Annotated in this window: 19 protein-coding genes; 8 read left to right on the plus strand and 11 right to left on the minus strand. The window is 64.8% G+C overall.

The annotated features are described in order from the left end of the window. Window positions 1-549: 549 nt before the first annotated feature. Both I6F12_RS21435 and I6F12_RS21440 read right to left on the minus strand, forming a co-directional pair. Window positions 550-870: a LuxR C-terminal-related transcriptional regulator gene (locus I6F12_RS21435; protein ID WP_036029207.1), complete on the minus strand. Its 321-nt coding sequence runs from the start codon at window positions 868-870 to the stop codon at window positions 550-552. A gap of 42 nt (window positions 871-912) precedes the next feature. Next, complete coding sequence (locus I6F12_RS21440) at window positions 913-1,164, minus strand: FtsX-like permease family protein (protein ID WP_225142834.1); 252 nt, start codon at window positions 1,162-1,164, stop codon at window positions 913-915. Here I6F12_RS21440 and I6F12_RS21445 point away from each other — a divergent pair. Both I6F12_RS21445 and I6F12_RS21450 read left to right on the plus strand, forming a co-directional pair. After that, window positions 1,154-1,375 (plus strand): hypothetical protein, encoded by a 222-nt coding sequence (locus I6F12_RS21445; RefSeq protein WP_036013472.1) that lies wholly within the window; start codon window positions 1,154-1,156, stop codon window positions 1,373-1,375. The two genes, I6F12_RS21440 and I6F12_RS21445, sit on opposite strands and share 11 nt — an antisense overlap. A gap of 174 nt (window positions 1,376-1,549) precedes the next feature. Further along, entirely contained in the window at window positions 1,550-1,999 is a 450-nt protein-coding gene (locus I6F12_RS21450; RefSeq protein ID WP_225157165.1) for a hypothetical protein, read from the plus strand. A 1-nt stretch (window position 2,000) separates the two neighbouring features. On the opposite strand, the gene I6F12_RS21455 is transcribed toward I6F12_RS21450, so the two are convergent. After that, complete coding sequence (locus I6F12_RS21455; RefSeq protein ID WP_225157166.1) at window positions 2,001-2,843, minus strand: GNAT family N-acetyltransferase; 843 nt, start codon at window positions 2,841-2,843, stop codon at window positions 2,001-2,003. A 116-nt stretch (window positions 2,844-2,959) separates the two neighbouring features. Between I6F12_RS21455 and I6F12_RS21460 the strand changes: the two genes are divergently transcribed. After that, window positions 2,960-3,664 (plus strand): SDR family oxidoreductase, encoded by a 705-nt coding sequence (locus I6F12_RS21460; RefSeq protein WP_225142842.1) that lies wholly within the window; start codon window positions 2,960-2,962, stop codon window positions 3,662-3,664. A gap of 9 nt (window positions 3,665-3,673) precedes the next feature. On the opposite strand, the gene I6F12_RS21465 is transcribed toward I6F12_RS21460, so the two are convergent. Continuing rightward, window positions 3,674-4,729, minus strand: a complete 1,056-nt coding sequence (locus I6F12_RS21465; RefSeq protein WP_225157198.1) for a serine hydrolase — start codon at window positions 4,727-4,729, stop codon at window positions 3,674-3,676. Window positions 4,730-5,008: 279 nt separating this feature from the next. Here I6F12_RS21465 and I6F12_RS21470 point away from each other — a divergent pair, with 279 nt between their 5' ends. Then, the gene (locus I6F12_RS21470; RefSeq protein ID WP_225142844.1) at window positions 5,009-5,395 is read left to right on the plus strand and encodes a metalloregulator ArsR/SmtB family transcription factor; all 387 of its coding nucleotides are present in this window, start codon (window positions 5,009-5,011) and stop codon (window positions 5,393-5,395) included. 2 nt (window positions 5,396-5,397) lie between these two features. Beyond that, window positions 5,398-5,889 (plus strand): SRPBCC family protein, encoded by a 492-nt coding sequence (locus I6F12_RS21475; RefSeq protein WP_036013486.1) that lies wholly within the window; start codon window positions 5,398-5,400, stop codon window positions 5,887-5,889. A 108-nt stretch (window positions 5,890-5,997) separates the two neighbouring features. On the opposite strand, the gene I6F12_RS21480 is transcribed toward I6F12_RS21475, so the two are convergent. The 3 genes from I6F12_RS21480 to I6F12_RS21490 all read right to left on the minus strand — a co-directional run bounded on the left by I6F12_RS21480 (window position 5,998) and on the right by I6F12_RS21490 (window position 8,470). Then, window positions 5,998-6,885: a manganese catalase family protein gene (locus I6F12_RS21480; RefSeq protein ID WP_036013489.1), complete on the minus strand. Its 888-nt coding sequence runs from the start codon at window positions 6,883-6,885 to the stop codon at window positions 5,998-6,000. 140 nt (window positions 6,886-7,025) lie between these two features. Beyond that, a complete protein-coding gene (locus I6F12_RS21485) occupies window positions 7,026-7,874 on the minus strand; it encodes an MBL fold metallo-hydrolase (RefSeq protein WP_057029681.1) in 849 nt (282 codons plus the stop codon). Between the two features lie 29 nt (window positions 7,875-7,903). Continuing rightward, window positions 7,904-8,470 carry an NADH-quinone oxidoreductase subunit B gene (locus tag I6F12_RS21490; protein ID WP_225124950.1) on the minus strand — a complete coding sequence of 189 codons (567 nt, stop codon included), beginning with the start codon at window positions 8,468-8,470 and terminating at the stop codon, window positions 7,904-7,906. Window positions 8,471-8,730: 260 nt separating this feature from the next. Between I6F12_RS21490 and I6F12_RS21495 the strand changes: the two genes are divergently transcribed. Continuing rightward, a complete protein-coding gene (locus tag I6F12_RS21495) occupies window positions 8,731-9,228 on the plus strand; it encodes a ferritin-like domain-containing protein (RefSeq protein ID WP_036013491.1) in 498 nt (165 codons plus the stop codon). A gap of 129 nt (window positions 9,229-9,357) precedes the next feature. Beyond that, a complete protein-coding gene (locus I6F12_RS21500; protein WP_081493004.1) occupies window positions 9,358-9,624 on the plus strand; it encodes a hypothetical protein in 267 nt (88 codons plus the stop codon). Window positions 9,625-9,641: 17 nt separating this feature from the next. On the opposite strand, the gene I6F12_RS21505 is transcribed toward I6F12_RS21500, so the two are convergent. The 4 genes from I6F12_RS21505 to I6F12_RS21520 are packed head-to-tail and all read right to left on the minus strand — an operon-like array spanning window position 9,642 to window position 14,002. Then, window positions 9,642-10,856: an ABC transporter substrate-binding protein gene (locus I6F12_RS21505; RefSeq protein WP_128266324.1), complete on the minus strand. Its 1,215-nt coding sequence runs from the start codon at window positions 10,854-10,856 to the stop codon at window positions 9,642-9,644. Window positions 10,857-10,877: 21 nt separating this feature from the next. Beyond that, window positions 10,878-11,864 (minus strand): tripartite tricarboxylate transporter substrate binding protein, encoded by a 987-nt coding sequence (locus tag I6F12_RS21510; RefSeq protein ID WP_225157167.1) that lies wholly within the window; start codon window positions 11,862-11,864, stop codon window positions 10,878-10,880. Window positions 11,865-11,916: 52 nt separating this feature from the next. Continuing rightward, window positions 11,917-13,113 carry a CaiB/BaiF CoA-transferase family protein gene (locus I6F12_RS21515; RefSeq protein WP_225157168.1) on the minus strand — a complete coding sequence of 399 codons (1,197 nt, stop codon included), beginning with the start codon at window positions 13,111-13,113 and terminating at the stop codon, window positions 11,917-11,919. 1 nt (window position 13,114) lies between these two features. After that, window positions 13,115-14,002 (minus strand): IclR family transcriptional regulator, encoded by an 888-nt coding sequence (locus I6F12_RS21520; RefSeq protein WP_036029094.1) that lies wholly within the window; start codon window positions 14,000-14,002, stop codon window positions 13,115-13,117. Between the two features lie 215 nt (window positions 14,003-14,217). On the opposite strand from I6F12_RS21520, the gene I6F12_RS21525 reads away from it, so the two are divergent. After that, window positions 14,218-15,060 carry a hypothetical protein gene (locus I6F12_RS21525; protein WP_225142851.1) on the plus strand — a complete coding sequence of 281 codons (843 nt, stop codon included), beginning with the start codon at window positions 14,218-14,220 and terminating at the stop codon, window positions 15,058-15,060. Window positions 15,061-15,090: the final 30 nt, after the last annotated feature.

A 15,090-nucleotide genomic window follows, 5' to 3' on the forward strand; every position in this document is an offset into this window, starting at 1 on the left:
TGAAAGAGGGCGCAGGGAAGACCGGGTGCCGGCCGGGCACCCACGGTCCACTGTGCGAAAGGTGGCAACGAAGAATTTGCACAGCGGCATACAGGTGAAGCCAAACATCCGGCCTTCCCTGCGCAGTGGCTTTACGGCTTATGTCGTGCTCTCCCCGGGGAGCGATGCACTATTGCCCCCGTCGCCTTGCGGATGGCTGATGCGCTTGCCCGGTTGGGCCGCAACATCACCGCAAGACTTGACGCACAGACCCCGGGCGCCAGGACCACACGATTTTGCCGTACGCCGATGACACCGGTCGTATGCGCGAGGTCTTTGCTCACGGCTCTCCGCCCTGCAAACCCTTTCGCGCCAACGCCATCAGCGTCCACCGCCCCCCGGCCCGCGTTCGTGACGATCGCGATACGCCCCTCTTCCTTGGGCCGGGTTGCGCGACACATAGGCGATTTCCGAATTTCGGTAAAGCGGAATATTTTGGGCCGCGTGCGTTGACCCATAGATTGGATGTTTTGCCCGTCGGGCAACGCAAGGGATGGTGGCTGCATCCATTCAATCCGGCGCGGTCTGCGCCGTCGGTGGATTCGGTGCAAGCGCCTGCGCCGGCTTCGTCGCGGCCGGATAGAGCTCGGTCTTGGCGAGATCGCGCCGGAGCGACGATGGCGCCGCGTGCAGGGCAAAGGCGATCGCGATCTGCGTTCTGTTCTGAAGCCGGTACTTGCGCATGATGTTGCCGATATGCGCCCGCACCGTGTTCTCCGAGATGTTGAGCTCGTAGGCGATGTTCTTGTTCTGCATTCCCCGCGCGATCAGCGTCATCAGCTCCCGTTCGCGCGGCGTCGGTGCGATCAAGTCCTTCGGATCCGAGCTCATGGCTGATGCCTCCCTGGCCTTTGCGAACATCCCGGCATGCTCTCACTCCGTCTTGAGCGCCTCGATCGGGCTCAGCTTGGACGCCTTGTGGGCTGGATAGAAACCAAAGACGAGGCCGGTCGCGATCGAGAAGACGAGAGACAGGCCGATCGCCTGGCCGTCGATCGAGGTGACCCAACCGGCCATGCGGGCGACCGTCATCGAGAGCGTGATGCCGCCGGCGACGCCGATGGCGCCGCCGAGCAGGCAGAGGACGAGCGCTTCGGAGAGAAACTGCAGACGGATGTCGCGCATTCGCCCACCGAGCGCCCCGGGCGACGGTCACACCACAATGGTCCAGGACGAGAACGGCACGTCGGTGATCACGCAGAGCGGCGATCGGCAGAAGGAGCCCGGGCGCACGACGGTCACTCGCCGCAGCGGCGGCAACACCGCGATCGTGACACAGGGCAGCGCAAGCCCGCAGGACATGCTCGACTGGCTGCGCAAGCTGCAGGGCCACTGACGCACGAAGCCCTTGAAATGAGAGAGGAATTCCGGGCGTTCTGCCGCACCTTGTTCCCGGTTATTCGCGTGCCTTAACCAATAATTAATTATACGTTTGCGGGTGGGCGACAGCCCGGCCTAGCCTCCTTTCGGGGAGCCGCTATCGCGAAGCCAAACGAGTGTGGTGCGTATCATGATTGCCAGATCATATGGGGCGTTGTTCGCCTCGCTCAGCGCAGCTGCGCTGCTGTTCAGCTCCAGTGACAGTCTTGCCGGACCCGCCGGCGCCACTGCGTCAGGCGTCGCAACTGCCGCCGCGCCGCCGGCTGCGGCACGTCCGGCGATCGGGCCGGGCGCCAGGTTCCACCGCCGCAGCGCTCCCTGGGTCTATTGGCCGGGCGGCGGCAGCTACTTCTACGACGGCGCCGGCTACAGCCAGCCCTTCGCCGACGTGAACCAGTCGCTCTCCGCCGATGTGCGCTACACCTACACCTATGATGTGCCCTGGGACTGGACGCATCGCTATCCGCCGAACGTCGTGCCGTCCAATCGGCCCTACGTGCCGAGCTGCCCGACGGAGCAGGTGACGGTGCCCGGCCGTGGCGGCAGCGAGCACACCGTCAACATCATGCGCTGCTACTGAGTTAACCCAACTCGAAGCTGGTGACGCCGAAGACGCGGTCGAGCCGCAGCGGCGCGATCTGCCCCGTATACATCCGCGCCGTCTCGAACACCGGCTCGAGGCCGAGCTCCTCGGCGAGCGCGATCGCGACGGGATTGACGGCGGGGACGTCGAGGAAGACCTCGCCGGCGCCCGCGCTTCCGAGCAGCGCCTGCACGACTTGATCCGCGGCGGCGCGATCGTCGGCGACGAGCGGGCCGATCTTGTAGCCCGTCCGGCAGGGCCGGATCACACCCCATGCAGCGAGCCTGCCCTCGCGCAGCAACGCGCGGCCGACGTGGCCTCGTGTGTTGATCCAGGCGCGCAGGAAGGCGCTGCGCGCGGCGGGGAATACACGGGCGTCATCGGCGTCCACCAGCGCAAACGGGAGCTTGTCGAGCGCAACGACATCGGCGGGCGGCTTCACCGATCCCGCAACGGTGCCGCCATAGCGGATATTGGCGTAAGCGAGCTGGAAACCCGACTTCTTGTAATTCTCCTGCTGCGCCACGACGCCGTCGAGGCCGATCACGCGCGCGCCTGCATGCGCAATCGCGGCATTCCAGATGCGCAGGCCATGGCCCGCGCCGCGAAAGCGCTCGCGCACGATGTAGAACCCCAGGAAGGCGAAGTGGTCGTCGTAATTGACGCAGGAGACGGTCGCGACCGGCTCGCCGTCGATCTCGCCGACGAAGAAGCCTCGGGCATCGGGGATCGCGAAGCAGGCGGCATCCGCCAGCCCCGGATTCCAGCCCTCCGCCGCGGCCCAGTCAACGGCGAGGGCGATTTCGTCGGGACGCAAATTGCGGATCTGCAAATCACTCATTTCAAGCCACTCATGATGGATGCCTTCGGCCATGGACCTGCCGACGGGTCTGGCTGTAGAAGGCCTCATGATAGGCCGAGCCTGCGGCTCGCCTCAACTGAAGGGATCATCGGATCATGGCAGTAGAGAAGGTTGCGCTCGTCACCGCCGGCGGCAGCGGCATGGGGGCGGGGGCTGCGCGGCGGCTGGCGGCAGACGGGTTTCGCGTCGCGATCCTGTCGTCCTCGGGCAAGGGCGAGGCGCTGGCGGCCGAGCTCGGCGGGCTCGGCGTTACCGGCTCAAACCAGTCGAACGACGACCTGAAGCGCCTCGTCGAGGCTGCGATGGCGAAGTGGGGACGGATCGATGTGCTCGTCAACAGCGCCGGGCACGGGCCGCGTGCCCCTATCACCGAGATCACCGACGAGCAGTGGCACACCGGCCTCGACACTTATCTCTTGAACGTGATCCGTCCGACCCGGCTGGTGACGCCGCTGATGCGGGCGCAGAAGGGCGGCGCCATCATCAACATCTCGACCGCCTGGGCGTTCGAGCCCAGCGCGATGTTCCCGACCTCGGCGGTGTTCCGCGCAGGGCTCGCCGCCTTCACCAAGATCTTCACCGACACTTACGCGGCCGACAATGTCCGCATGAACAACGTGCTGCCGGGCTGGATCGACAGCCTGCCGCAACAGGACGCGCGGCGCGATAGCGTGCCGATGAAGCGCTACGGCAAGGTCGAAGAGGTCGCGGCGACAATCTCGTTCCTGGCCTCCGACGGCGCCGCCTACATCACCGGCCAGAACATCCGCGTCGACGGCGGGCTGATGCGCTCGGTCTGAGCGGCGGCCTCAATGTGAGGCGATGAGCCGCGCCAGCTCCGGCAGGATCTTGTAGCGGGCGATCTCGTGCGGATACTCGCCGCGATTGGCCAGCAGGACGATGCCGATCCGCCGCGCCGGCACCAGGCCGATATAGCCGGAGGCGTTGTTGAGTCCGCCGGGCTTGTCGACGATGGTGACGCCTGGAACGCGCACGGTCTCCCAGGCCAGGCCCTGTCCGAATCTTTCGTCGACGCGGAAGGCCTCGCGCTGCGTCAGCCGCAACGCCTCGCGCAAATGCGGGTCGATCGCGCGGCCGTCGACGCAGGCGGCCGCGAAGGCGGCAAGGTCGCGGGCGGAGGCGAACATCTGGCCCGTGCCGGGAAAATCGAAGTAGCTCTGCTGGTTGCCGATCGGCCCGATCGCCATGCCCTGGTCGGAATAGCCCTGGACCACGCGCTGCATCGCCGCCGCGTCCATGACGGCGCGATGGTCCGGACCGCGCTCGGGGAGGAAGGTGGAGCCCATGGCGAGGGGGCGGAGAATGCGGTGCTGGATCAGCGCATGGATCGGCTTGCCGTAGCAACGCTCGAGCACGAGCTGAAGCAGCACATAGCCGGCATGGGTGTAGACGCGTTGCCGGCCAGGTGCGATGCCGGGTGCCGGCGTGAAGGCGTTCAGCAGGGCGATGAACTGCTCGCGCGTAAACTCTTCGTTCGGCCAGGGCGGATGGTCGGTCGGCAGCAGCAGGCCCGACGTGTGCGTCGCCAACTGGCCCACAGTGACGTTGCGGATGTAGTTGCCGCTCAGCTCGGGCAGGTATTTCGGCAGACGATCGTCGAGCCGCAGCTCGCCGCGCAGCACGCCGAGCGCCACGAGCGTGGCCTCGAACGGCTTTCGCAACGAGGCGAGGTTGAACAGCGTGTCGGGCGTCACCTTCCGTCCGCTCGCATCGTCGGCGAACCCGTAGCTGAAGAACTCGACATGGCGGCCGGCATAGAGCGCTGCGGCGAGGCCGCCCGCATGGTCCGCCGTCGCGGTCGGCGCCAGCGCGCCGGCGACGATGTCGCGCATTTGCGCAATCATGTCGGAATCGGCCGAGGCGCGGCGCTGGCAAAGCGCCATCGCCATCGCAATGGACGCGGCCTGGGCGAAGACTCGCCGGGTGATCGGGGATGAGATGACAACGGGCGCCACGTGCTCTGATCGATCATGCTGATGCGCCCCCGGGATGTTTTAGTGAGGAGGGCGCGAGGTCCCAACTCACGATTGCGCGTTGTGGGTTCCCGCCAATCGAGATTACAAAACTGAGCCGTTCGGCTAACAATTGTTGACGTCCGCGATCCTGCGTGTATAGTTAGCTTCATGGCTAACCAATTATCCAACCTCGACCAGATCTTCGCCGCGCTCGCCGATCCGACGCGGCGGGCGATCGTGATGCGGCTGTGCGCGGGCGAGGCGTCGGTCGGCGAGCTCGCCGGTCCCTTCGACATGGCGCTGCCGAGCTTCATGAAGCACATCCATGTGCTGGAGACGAGCGGGCTCGTTCAGTCCGAGAAATCGGGACGCGTGCGCACCTGCCGTCTCAGCGCGGATGCGCTGGTCGGCGCCGAGGATTGGTTCCAGCAGCAGCGCGCGGTCTGGGAAGCGCGGCTCGACCAGTTCGAGGCCTATGTGATGAAGCTCAAGAAAGAGAAGGAAAGGGCGGCCGCCAAGCGGCCGTCCCGCACAACCGAACGGAAAGGTTCCTGACAATGACTGGTTTTGCAAATCCCGCTCTGTCGCAATGGTCGCTCGACCGCGAGATCGTGATGTCGCGCGTGATCGACGCGCCGCGCGATCTGGTGTTCGAGGCATGGTCCGACCCGAAGCATCTGCCGCAATGGTTCGGCCCGAAGGGATTCAAGGTCGAGACCTTCGAGATCGACGTGCGCGTCGGCGGCGTCTGGCGCTTCAACATGATCGGGCCCGACGGCACGGTCTATCCGAACCGGATGCGCTTCCGCCGCATCGAGCGGCCGTCGCTGATGGAGATGGATCACGGTACCGACCAGGATGACGATCCCCGCATGTTCCGCTTCACCGTCACCTTTGCCGAGCAGAGCAACGGCAAGACCGTGCTGATGATGCGGCAGCTGGCCTCGAGCACCGAGCAGCGCGATGGCATGATCGGCTTCGGCGCCGTCGAATACGGCTACCAGACGCTCGACAAGCTCGCGGCCTATGTGGCGGGCATGAAGCGGTGAAGGCAGTCCCGCCATTCCCGGGCCCTGAGATGGCGAGCCGGGAATGACGGCGTGCGCGAACGCATTCTGATCAAGCCGCCGTCGAAATGGCGGCTTGCCTTGTACAGGTCAGGTCAGCGCGTTGGTGACCGGCGGCTCCTGCATCTGCTCCACTTGCGCGGCGCTGTCGGGACGTGCGGGTCCAAGCACGGGCTCGTCGCCGAGCGGCTCGAAGGCGGGGCGGAAGCTGAATTCGCCGCGGCCGTCGAGCGACGGACCTTGGTTGTAGCGGCCTGGCTCGAGCGGCGCTCCGCTGCGCTCGGTACCCATGAACATGTAGCTGAACTCGGTCGCTTCCTTGCTCCGGTCGAAGCTGTTCGGAATCGGCAGCGCGGCATCTCCGCCCAGCTCCTCGATCACGGCGAGCCATTGCTGTTGATGCATGGTGTCGCGCGCGATCAGGTAGCTGAGCATGTCCTGCATGCCCGGATCGCTCGTGGAGTTGAAGAGGCGCACCGCCAGCGTTCGGCCGGTGGCTTCGGCGGCCACGTTGCAATACATATCGGCGGCGAGATTGCCGCTGGCGTAGATGTGCGAACAATCGAACGGGACGCCGTCGGCGTTGGCCGGGAAGGCCGCCATGCCCGTCGACAGGATATGCCGATGCAGCATGCCCTCGATCACGTGCCGCGGCCGCTCGCCGCCGGACATCACCGCGCCGACGATCGGATTGCCCTGCATGCTGCTCTCCTGCATCGTCGCCGGTGCATTTTCCAGGTTCAGGGCGACCGCGGTCGAAAGCATCTCGATGTGGCTGATCTCCTCGGTTGCGGTGTTGAGCAACACGTCGCGATATTTGGCCGGACCGCGCGCGCCCCAGGCCTGGAAGAAATATTGCAGGCAGACGCGGATCTCGCCCTCCACGCCGCCGATCGCCTGCTGCAGCTGGCGGGCGAAGATCGGATCGGGCTTCTCGACCCTGACCGGGTATTGTAGTCGCTTGTCGAAATAGTACATGCGCAACTCCTTTTGTTCTGTCGTATTGGCGCAATGAAGCCAGTGGAGTTGCGTTCCTAATCATCTGCAATCGCAGTTCAGATCGCTTCGAAATTCGCGGACCGCAAAGCCGAAATTGACGCGGTCCCCCACCACCACTTCTATGCGCGTCGATGGGAAGGTACGGCGACCTCGTCGAACAACTCGGCCAGAGCATCGAGCGCAACGCGCATCGCCGGTCCTTGCATCGCCGCGCCATGGCCGGTCACGACGATCTCGGGAGCAAGCGCGGCAAGTTCGCGCACCGAGGTTTTTGCGCTGGCCCAATCCGGCGTGAAATACATCGGCGGCCCGTGCATCTCTGGCGTTTGCGTCATTGCCGCGTAAACTGACTCCTGCCGGGTGGTGATGAAGGCGTCGCCGGCGATCAGGACGCGGTCGCGCTCACGCCAGAGCGAGACATGACCGGGCGTGTGGCCGGGCGTCGGGATCCACCGCCAGTCTTGCATGAAGGGCACGCTGTGGTCCGAGGGCAGATCATAAAGGCGGGATGCGACGTTGACCGGTCTTGTCGGAAACAGCGGAGAGAGCAGGGCGAGCAAGCCGCCACCGACACTCGGATCGGCTGGCGGATAGGATTGCGTGCCGTCGAGATAGGGATGCTCGGCGTGATGCGCATAAACCGGGACGTCCCACTCGTTCGCCAGCGTCTCGAGCACACCGACGTGATCGAAATGAGCGTGTGTCATGATGATGCAGGCCGGGCGGCCGTGGCCGCCGAACCGAGCCTTGGCGGCGGAGCGAATCGCCGGTGCCGCTCCGGGGATGCCGGCGTCGACCAGTACCCAGTTGCCGTCGCCAGCACCTTCGCGGCCGACAAAGATCACGTTGACGATGGCAAGCTGCCGGTAAGCAACGTCGGCCACGATCTGTCGTGTGTTGTCGTTTCGCTCGAGGTCGAATTCGGGGTTTTCCGCCTCGGCCGCCGGGGAAAGAGGAATTTGCGTCATGCCGGTCCGTGTCGACCCAGTCTGATGTGTCATCGTTCTATCGTGCCCATCCGCCGGATTTTCTTCTGGAGCAGCATCACGCCGTAGAGCAGCGCTTCCGCGGTCGGCGGGCAGCCGGGGACGTAGATGTCGACCGGCACCACGCGGTCGCAGCCGCGCACGACGGAATAGGAGTAATGGTAATAGCCGCCGCCGTTGGCGCAGGATCCCATCGAGATCACGTAACGCGGCTCGGGCATCTGGTCGTAGACCTTGCGGAAGGCCGGGGCCATCTTGTTGGTCAAGGTGCCTGCCACGATGATCACGTCGGATTGACGCGGTGAGGCCCGCGGCGCAAAGCCGAACCGCTCGGCGTCATAGCGCGGCATCGACATCTGCATCATCTCGACGGCGCAGCAGGCGAGTCCAAACGTCATCCACATCAGCGATCCCGTCCGCGCCCAGGTGATCAAATCCTCGGCGGTGGCGGTGAAGAAGCCCTTGTCCGCGAGGTCATCGCGGATCTGCATGAAATAGGGATCTGAGGCGTTGTCCGGCTGCCCCTGGCCCGGACGCGGCACCGGGAAATTGCTGGCGGGTGAAGGACTGTCGGTCATTAGATCATCATTGTCGCTGGGGTGAGGGCGCAACGTCGCGCTGTGACCACGCGCTGCTGTGAACGGCGGGGCGCAGCCGGCGTTCCCGCGGTCGAAGACCACGTTTGCGTTTGGCTATCGCAGGTTAGCGCTGGGTCCTTCGGCCGGAACAGGCAACGAAGACATGGTCTCTCCTGCGGCAATCAGCGCGGCCGTGTTAGGAACAATCGCCCGTGCTTCCCGGTTGCGCGAACGACGCCAGTCAAATGGAGAACAGGAAAATGGCCAATGCAGCCCGCGATACGTTCGTGGTGGGACTACGCAATGCGCATGCGATGGAAGTGCAGGCGCGAGAGTTGATGGAGCGCCAGTCGGAGCGGCTGGACGAATATCCCGAGGTCAAGGCGAAGATCACGGCGCACCTTCAGGAGACCAATGAGCAACTGCGTCGCCTCGAAAAGTGCCTGGAAGCCTGTGGCGAGAGCACGTCGAGCCTGAAGGATACGGCGCAGTCGGTGATGGCCAACATGATGGCCATGGCGCATTCGGTTGCCGGCGACGAGATTCTGAAGAACACTTTCGCGAACAACGCCTTCGAGAATTTCGAGATCGCCGCCTACAAGTCGCTGCTCGCGCTGTGCGGCGCGGCCGGCATGCCGGAGGCGAAGGAGCCGCTCGAGACGTCATTGAAGGAGGAGCAGCGCATGGCGGCCTGGATCGATTCCAATGTCGAGAAGGTCACCATGGAGTACCTCACGCATCAGCGCCAGGCCGCGTAGTTCTTCGCGTTCCTCGCTGACAGCGAACCACCGGCGCGCCCCGCGGCCGGTGGTTTTTTCGCGCCGCCGGGTTCCCTGCCATCTGCGCGTGAGCCTAGGAACGATCGCTGCGATCAGGCTTTGGAAGTGATGACGCACATCATCTTCAGCGATTACCGCAATCCCGCGGCGGAGCAGGCCTACGAGATCGCCTGGGACTTTCTTACGCGAACGGGCGCCATCAGCGACGAATTCGACGCCTGCGTGTTCCTGGCGCAGCGCATCACCGTGATGGTCGAGGAGGGACACACGAATCGGATCCGCATGGCCAACCGCGCGATCTCCGAATACCAGCGCCATGCCGCGGAACGCGACGATCTCATCCGTGGCGGCGGCCGTTACGCCGAAAGGCGTTGAGCGCCGGCGAAGCGGGTTCACTCCCTGGCTTCGTCCGTGACGATGTCGCCGAGCTTCTGCCAGCGCTGGCCGTCGAACTGCACCATCTGGAACTGCTTGTTGACGCGATAGTCCGTCGGCGTGGTCGTGACCGAGATCCCCGGGAGCGTCAGGTCGAGCTCGACGTTCTTGAGGTTGGCCGCCTGTCGCATCACGTTCTCGCGGGTCAGATCGTCGCCGCATTGCTTCAGCACTTGCACCAGGAGCTGCGCGGTGATGTAGCCGTAGACGTTCAGGTTCGAATCCTTGTCGCCCTCAGGATAGTACTTGGCCATGAAGGCGAGGTAGCGCTTCATGCCCGGGTCGTCCTTCCATTCGGGATCCGCGGCATCCTTGACGTATCCGACGCTGATGATGCCCTTGGAATTGTCGAGCCCGGCGGGCTTGAGCACGGCGCTGAGCGAGGAGGCGTTGATGTCGATGATGTGCAGCGCCTTCCAGCCGATCTCGGCGACCTTCTTGATGGCCTGCGCGGCCTGCTTCGGCGTGGTCGCGCTGAACAGCACGTCGGCGCCCGCATCCTTCAACCGCAGGATCTGCGAGTCGATCGTCGGCTCGTTGATCTCGTAGGAGGTCTCGGCGACGACCATGCTCGCCTTGTTGCCGAGGCCCGCCTTGAGGCCGGCGAGATAATCCTTGCCGAGATCGTCGTTCTGGTAGAGCACGCCGATTTTGGCGTTCGGATGGTTCTTCAGGAGGTATTGCGCATAGATCCGGCCCTCGACGAGGTAAGAGGGGTTGAAGCCCATGGTCCAGGGGAAGTTCTTTGGATCGGTGAAGCGTGCGGCGCCGGTGGCGGCGAAGAGCTGCGGGATCTTCTTGGCGTTGAGATATTTCTGCACGGCGACGTTCGGCGCGGTGCCGATGATCTGGAAGGTCAAAAGCACTTCGTCGCTTTCGACGAGCTTGCGGACCTGCTCCACCGTCTTCGGCGGCGAATAGGCATCGTCATACTGGATCAGCTCGACCTTGCGGCCGTTCACGCCGCCCTGGTCGTTGATCATCCTCAGATAGGCGGCCTGGGTCTTGCCGATCACCGCGTAGGCCGAGGCCGGGCCGCTGAGCGGCACGGTCTGGCCCACCTTGATCGCGGTGTCGGACGCGCCGGGATCGTATTTCTTTTGTGCCTGCGCTGCCGCGACCGAGAGGAGAAGGGCGGAGGCTGCGATGAATTTGGTGACGACGTTTTTCATGTCGGTTTCCTCCAGCAATCCTCATTCGCCCTTGAGGCCGGCGTCGCGGATCAGCTTGGTCCATTTCTGCGTTTCGGCGTCGATGAACTTGCTGAACTCGGCGGCGGTGCCTGGGCGCACTTCGAGGCCCTGCGCGGTCAGCTTGTCCTTGATCGCAGGCTCGGCGAGCGCCCGCAGAACCTCAGCCTGGAATTTGTCCACGATGGCGCGCGGCGTCGTGGACGGCACCATGAAGCCGTACCAGCCGGCCGCAGCCACATTGGGAAAGCCCTGCTCGCGCAGCGTCGGTGCCTGCGGATACAGCGCGCTGCGCTCGGCCGAGGCGACGCCGAGCACGGTGAACTTGCCGCTCTGGATGTAGGGCAAGGCCGTCGGCAGCGCGGTCAGTGTGGCGTCGACGCGTCCGGCGAGCAGCTCGGTGTAGGAGGCCGCATCGCCCCGGAACGGGATGTTCAAACCCTTGACGCCGGCGTCGCGGAACAGGAGCTCTCCGGCAAGATGCGGCTGCGAGCCGGCGCCTGGGGAGGCGAAGGTGAGGCCGTCGGGCTTGGATTTGCCGTAGGCGATCAGGTCGGGAAGCGTCTTGAACGGCGCCTCGGCGCTGATGATGAGGAACAGCGGCGCGATCACCACCATCGCCACCGGCGCCAGATCCTTGCGCTCATAGGTCAGCTTGCCGAACAGCGCCTCGGCGGTGGCGTAGGGCGCCGCGACATAGAGGATGGTGTAGCCGTCGCCCGGCGCATGGGCGACCATGTCGTTGGCGATGCGCGTGCCGGCGCCCGGCTTGTTCTCGACAATAAACTGCTGACGCAGGCTGCGGCCGAACTCTTCGGCGAGCAGACGCAGCGAGATGTCGTTGGACCCGCCGGGCCCGTAAGGCGAGATCAGACGGACCATGCGCGAGGGCCAGGCGTCCTCGGCATGTGCCCTCATGCCTGAGCCGGCCGCGAGCCCGCCCGCGATCGTGCCCAGCAGAGCTCGCCGCGTCACCTTGAACGATGCCACTGTTGTCTTCCTCCCTGTATTTGTTTCTCTTTTATCTGCCGCTCTTACGACCTCAGATCACCTTTCGTTGGGTGAGCTGCTCGATCCTGGCGTCCGAGAGCCCGAGCCAATCCCGGTAGACCTCGTCATTGTCCTGGCCGACGTCGCCCGCGGCATGGCGCAGGCGCGCGGGAGCGACGGTGAAACGCGGCACGACATTGGTCATGGCGACCGTGCCGAAATCCCGGTCGGCAACGCGCGTGATCACCTCGCGCGCCTTCACCTGCGGGTCGTCGGCGATCTGGTCGATCGAATAGATCGGGGCGAGCGTTCCCTGCGCGGCATTGAATCTCGCGAGGACCTCGTCGAGGGGATGCGCGGCGCACCAGGCCGCGAAGATGTCGTTGAGTTCGACGGCGTGCTTGACGCGCTGCTCATTGCCGGCAAAGCGCGGATCCGCGATCAGATCGGGGCGGCCGATCGCCCGGCAGTTCGCTGCAAAGAGCGCGTTGGTCGAACCTGCGAGCGTGACCCAGTGACCGTCGCGGGTGCGAAACACCGCGGCCGGTGCTGAATAACCATTGGCGTTGCCGATGCGGCTGCGAACGGTGCCGAGCTGGTCGTGCTCGATGGCGAGGACGTCGAGCAGGCGGAAGGTGGCTTCGGTCAGCGCGAGATCGATCTCCTCGCCCGGCGCATCCGGGTCGCGCGCCCGCTTCCACAGCGCTGCCAGCACGCCGACGGCGCCGAACAGGCCGCCGATCGAATCCCCGATCGGGTATCCGGGATGGGTCGGTTCGCCGCCGCTCTCGCCGGTGATGTAAGTCAGTCCGCCCATGGCCTCGAAGATGCGGGCGAAGCCGGGGCGCTCCCGATAGGGACCATCCTGCCCGAAGGCGGTGGCGCGCAGAATCACGAGACGCGGCTGGATCGACCACAGCACCTCCTTGGGAAGCCCCCAGCGATCCAGCGTTCCCGGACGAAAATTCTCGATCAGCACGTCGAAGCGTGGAAGCAGCTGCTTGAACAGCGCAAGCCCTTCCGGCGTGCGCAGATCGAGCGTGGCAAACTTCTTGTTGCGGTTGGCGGCCTTCCACCACAGCGGCTTGCCGTTCTTGAACGGCGGAAACGACCGCACGCCGTCGCCGTGCCCGGGCATCTCGATCTTGAGCACGTCCGCGCCGTAGTCGGCCAGCAGCGTGGCGGCGAACGGCGCGGCGATGATCGTCGCGATGTCGAGAACCTTCAATCCTTCGAGCGGTCCAGCCATATCATGTTCCGGCGCTTGTGATTTTCTTGGTTTTGCGCGGCGGCGGCTTGAGCTCGGCCTGCCCGACCATGGCCCGGATGCTATCGGCGAGCGCCGCGATGCGCGGACCGATTTCGCCCTCGAGCTGCCCGGGCTGCAGCCGGAAGGCGGGGATGCCGCAATTGATCGAGAATGATTGTTTCGCTTCGCCGATATGAAACAGCGGCGCGGCGACGGCATGGATCGAGGCCATGTACTCGCCCCAGCAGGTGCAGAAGCCGCGGCTTTTGCATTGCGCGATGCCGGCGCGGTATTTGTCGCGGAGCGCCGACCACAATCCGGCATCCTCGGCGGCGAGATTGCGTTCCAGCCGGTCTGCATCGGCCGGCGGCAAGGTCGCCGCCGCGGCGCGGCCCATGGCGGTCATCACGACGGGAATGGGCATGCCGATGTCGGGCACGTGCGGGCCGACATCGCCGGAGCGCGCGGTCTCGACATAGATCATCGACGTCGCATCGAGCAGGCCGATCGACACCGTGCCGCGGACGCTGTGCGCCAGCTCCTGCATCATCGGCCGCGCCACCTGGCGGAATTGCATTCCGGCGAGCAGGGGATGCGCCATCCGCAGCGCCCGTGCACCGACGCGGTACTTCGACCGCTCGGCGTCGTAGCGGAGATAGCCGAGCTCGGCCAAGGTATGGGTCAGCCTCGCCACCGTCGGGCGCGGGATGCCGGTCAGCGTCGACAGCTCCATGTTGCCCAGCAGCGTGCTCCCGGCCTTGAACGCCTCGAGCACGACGAGCCCCTTGGCCAGAGTGGTGGCGAAAGCGGCGTCATCGGCGCTCTCGGCCAGCACGGCTGCGGCAGAGGAGAGCGGGCGCTGCGGCTTGGGTGAGTCAGTCGGAGCCATCCCCGAATATCAGACGGACGGATTTCGAATGTCCAATAGATTCGCCATTCATGAGAAAATTGTCCGATATGTGGACACTCGGCTCGCAGCGCTTCTTGCGCCTTCCGAGCACCGCTGGAACGACCGGGCACACAGATTTTTGTCGTGATTGCCTGTCGTTCTGTGACAGGATTATTACGACGACGTGTCAGATCGATATTTTTGCGGAGCGGTTCATGTTGCAGTGGCAGGCGCGGTCAAATCCCCTGGCGTGGTGGTGGGGATCCCTCACGCTTGTGAGCAGCGCCAATATCCTCGTCTGGTTCATGCTCTATCGTGAGTTCTATCCGACGCCTTCGGCCAGCCTCGGTGGCGGCTCGGACATCGGGCTGATGTTCCTGCTGTGCGCCGGCTATGTGTTCGGCTGCGCCTTCCGTTCGGTGCTGCCGCGCGCCGACGTGCAGCGCATCTGCCTGTTCGACACCTGGCTCTCCAGCGTCGCCGTCGGCCGGACGGTGGCGACGGTGGCCGAGCTCTGCTTCGCCGCGCAATGGGCCATCATCCTGCATCAGCTCGGCAAGATGACGGGCGCGGAGACCGCGGTGAACATCGCGCTCGTGATCGTGCCGATCATCCTCATCGCGGAATGCTTCTCCTGGTACGCGGTGGTGACGACCAACTTCCTCTATAACGCGATCGAGAATTCGCTGTGGGCTGTGACCTTCTTCCTGGCCGGCATCGCGCTATGCCGTCTGATGCCGGAATTCCAGGGCGTAGTGCGCTGGGCGCTGATGTCAGGCATCGTCGGCATCGCCTGCTTCCTTGCCTTCCTCATCACAGTCGACGTGCCGATGTATCTCAGCCGCTGGCGAGCAGGGCATGAAGAGGGCAACACATTCCTCGGCTTCCTCGAAGGGCTGCATGACGTCTCGACGCGCTGGGTGGTGACCCACGACATCGCGCACTGGAAGGGCGAGCTGACCTGGATGTTCCTGTATTTCAGCGCGGCGGTGTGGTCGAGCCTCGCGCTCTGCGCGCTCTACGCGATGGAAGGCTATCTGACGCGCTATCTCGCCTGACGGTCAGATTCCAACTTGACGCGTTCTCTG

The organism is Bradyrhizobium sp. IC4059 (assembly GCF_020193615.1).
Taxonomy (GTDB): domain Bacteria; phylum Pseudomonadota; class Alphaproteobacteria; order Rhizobiales; family Xanthobacteraceae; genus Bradyrhizobium; species Bradyrhizobium yuanmingense.

Bases quoted from the DNA above. Each gene is read 5' to 3' on its own strand.
- I6F12_RS21435 (WP_036029207.1), bottom strand. From the start codon at position 870: ATGAGCTCGGATCCGAAGGACTTGATCGCACCGACGCCGCGCGAACGG.
- I6F12_RS21445 (WP_036013472.1), top strand. From the start codon at position 1,154: ATGTCGCGCATTCGCCCACCGAGCGCCCCGGGCGACGGTCACACCACA.
- I6F12_RS21440 (WP_225142834.1), bottom strand. From the start codon at position 1,164: ATGCGCGACATCCGTCTGCAGTTTCTCTCCGAAGCGCTCGTCCTCTGC.
- I6F12_RS21450 (WP_225157165.1), top strand. From the start codon at position 1,550: ATGATTGCCAGATCATATGGGGCGTTGTTCGCCTCGCTCAGCGCAGCT.
- I6F12_RS21455 (WP_225157166.1), bottom strand. From the start codon at position 2,843: ATGAGTGATTTGCAGATCCGCAATTTGCGTCCCGACGAAATCGCCCTC.
- I6F12_RS21460 (WP_225142842.1), top strand. From the start codon at position 2,960: ATGGCAGTAGAGAAGGTTGCGCTCGTCACCGCCGGCGGCAGCGGCATG.
- I6F12_RS21465 (WP_225157198.1), bottom strand. From the start codon at position 4,729: ATGATTGCGCAAATGCGCGACATCGTCGCCGGCGCGCTGGCGCCGACC.
- I6F12_RS21470 (WP_225142844.1), top strand. From the start codon at position 5,009: ATGGCTAACCAATTATCCAACCTCGACCAGATCTTCGCCGCGCTCGCC.
- I6F12_RS21475 (WP_036013486.1), top strand. From the start codon at position 5,398: ATGACTGGTTTTGCAAATCCCGCTCTGTCGCAATGGTCGCTCGACCGC.
- I6F12_RS21480 (WP_036013489.1), bottom strand. From the start codon at position 6,885: ATGTACTATTTCGACAAGCGACTACAATACCCGGTCAGGGTCGAGAAG.
- I6F12_RS21485 (WP_057029681.1), bottom strand. From the start codon at position 7,874: ATGACGCAAATTCCTCTTTCCCCGGCGGCCGAGGCGGAAAACCCCGAA.
- I6F12_RS21490 (WP_225124950.1), bottom strand. From the start codon at position 8,470: ATGACCGACAGTCCTTCACCCGCCAGCAATTTCCCGGTGCCGCGTCCG.
- I6F12_RS21495 (WP_036013491.1), top strand. From the start codon at position 8,731: ATGGCCAATGCAGCCCGCGATACGTTCGTGGTGGGACTACGCAATGCG.
- I6F12_RS21500 (WP_081493004.1), top strand. From the start codon at position 9,358: ATGACGCACATCATCTTCAGCGATTACCGCAATCCCGCGGCGGAGCAG.
- I6F12_RS21505 (WP_128266324.1), bottom strand. From the start codon at position 10,856: ATGAAAAACGTCGTCACCAAATTCATCGCAGCCTCCGCCCTTCTCCTC.
- I6F12_RS21515 (WP_225157168.1), bottom strand. From the start codon at position 13,113: ATGGCTGGACCGCTCGAAGGATTGAAGGTTCTCGACATCGCGACGATC.
- I6F12_RS21520 (WP_036029094.1), bottom strand. From the start codon at position 14,002: ATGGCTCCGACTGACTCACCCAAGCCGCAGCGCCCGCTCTCCTCTGCC.
- I6F12_RS21525 (WP_225142851.1), top strand. From the start codon at position 14,218: ATGTTGCAGTGGCAGGCGCGGTCAAATCCCCTGGCGTGGTGGTGGGGA.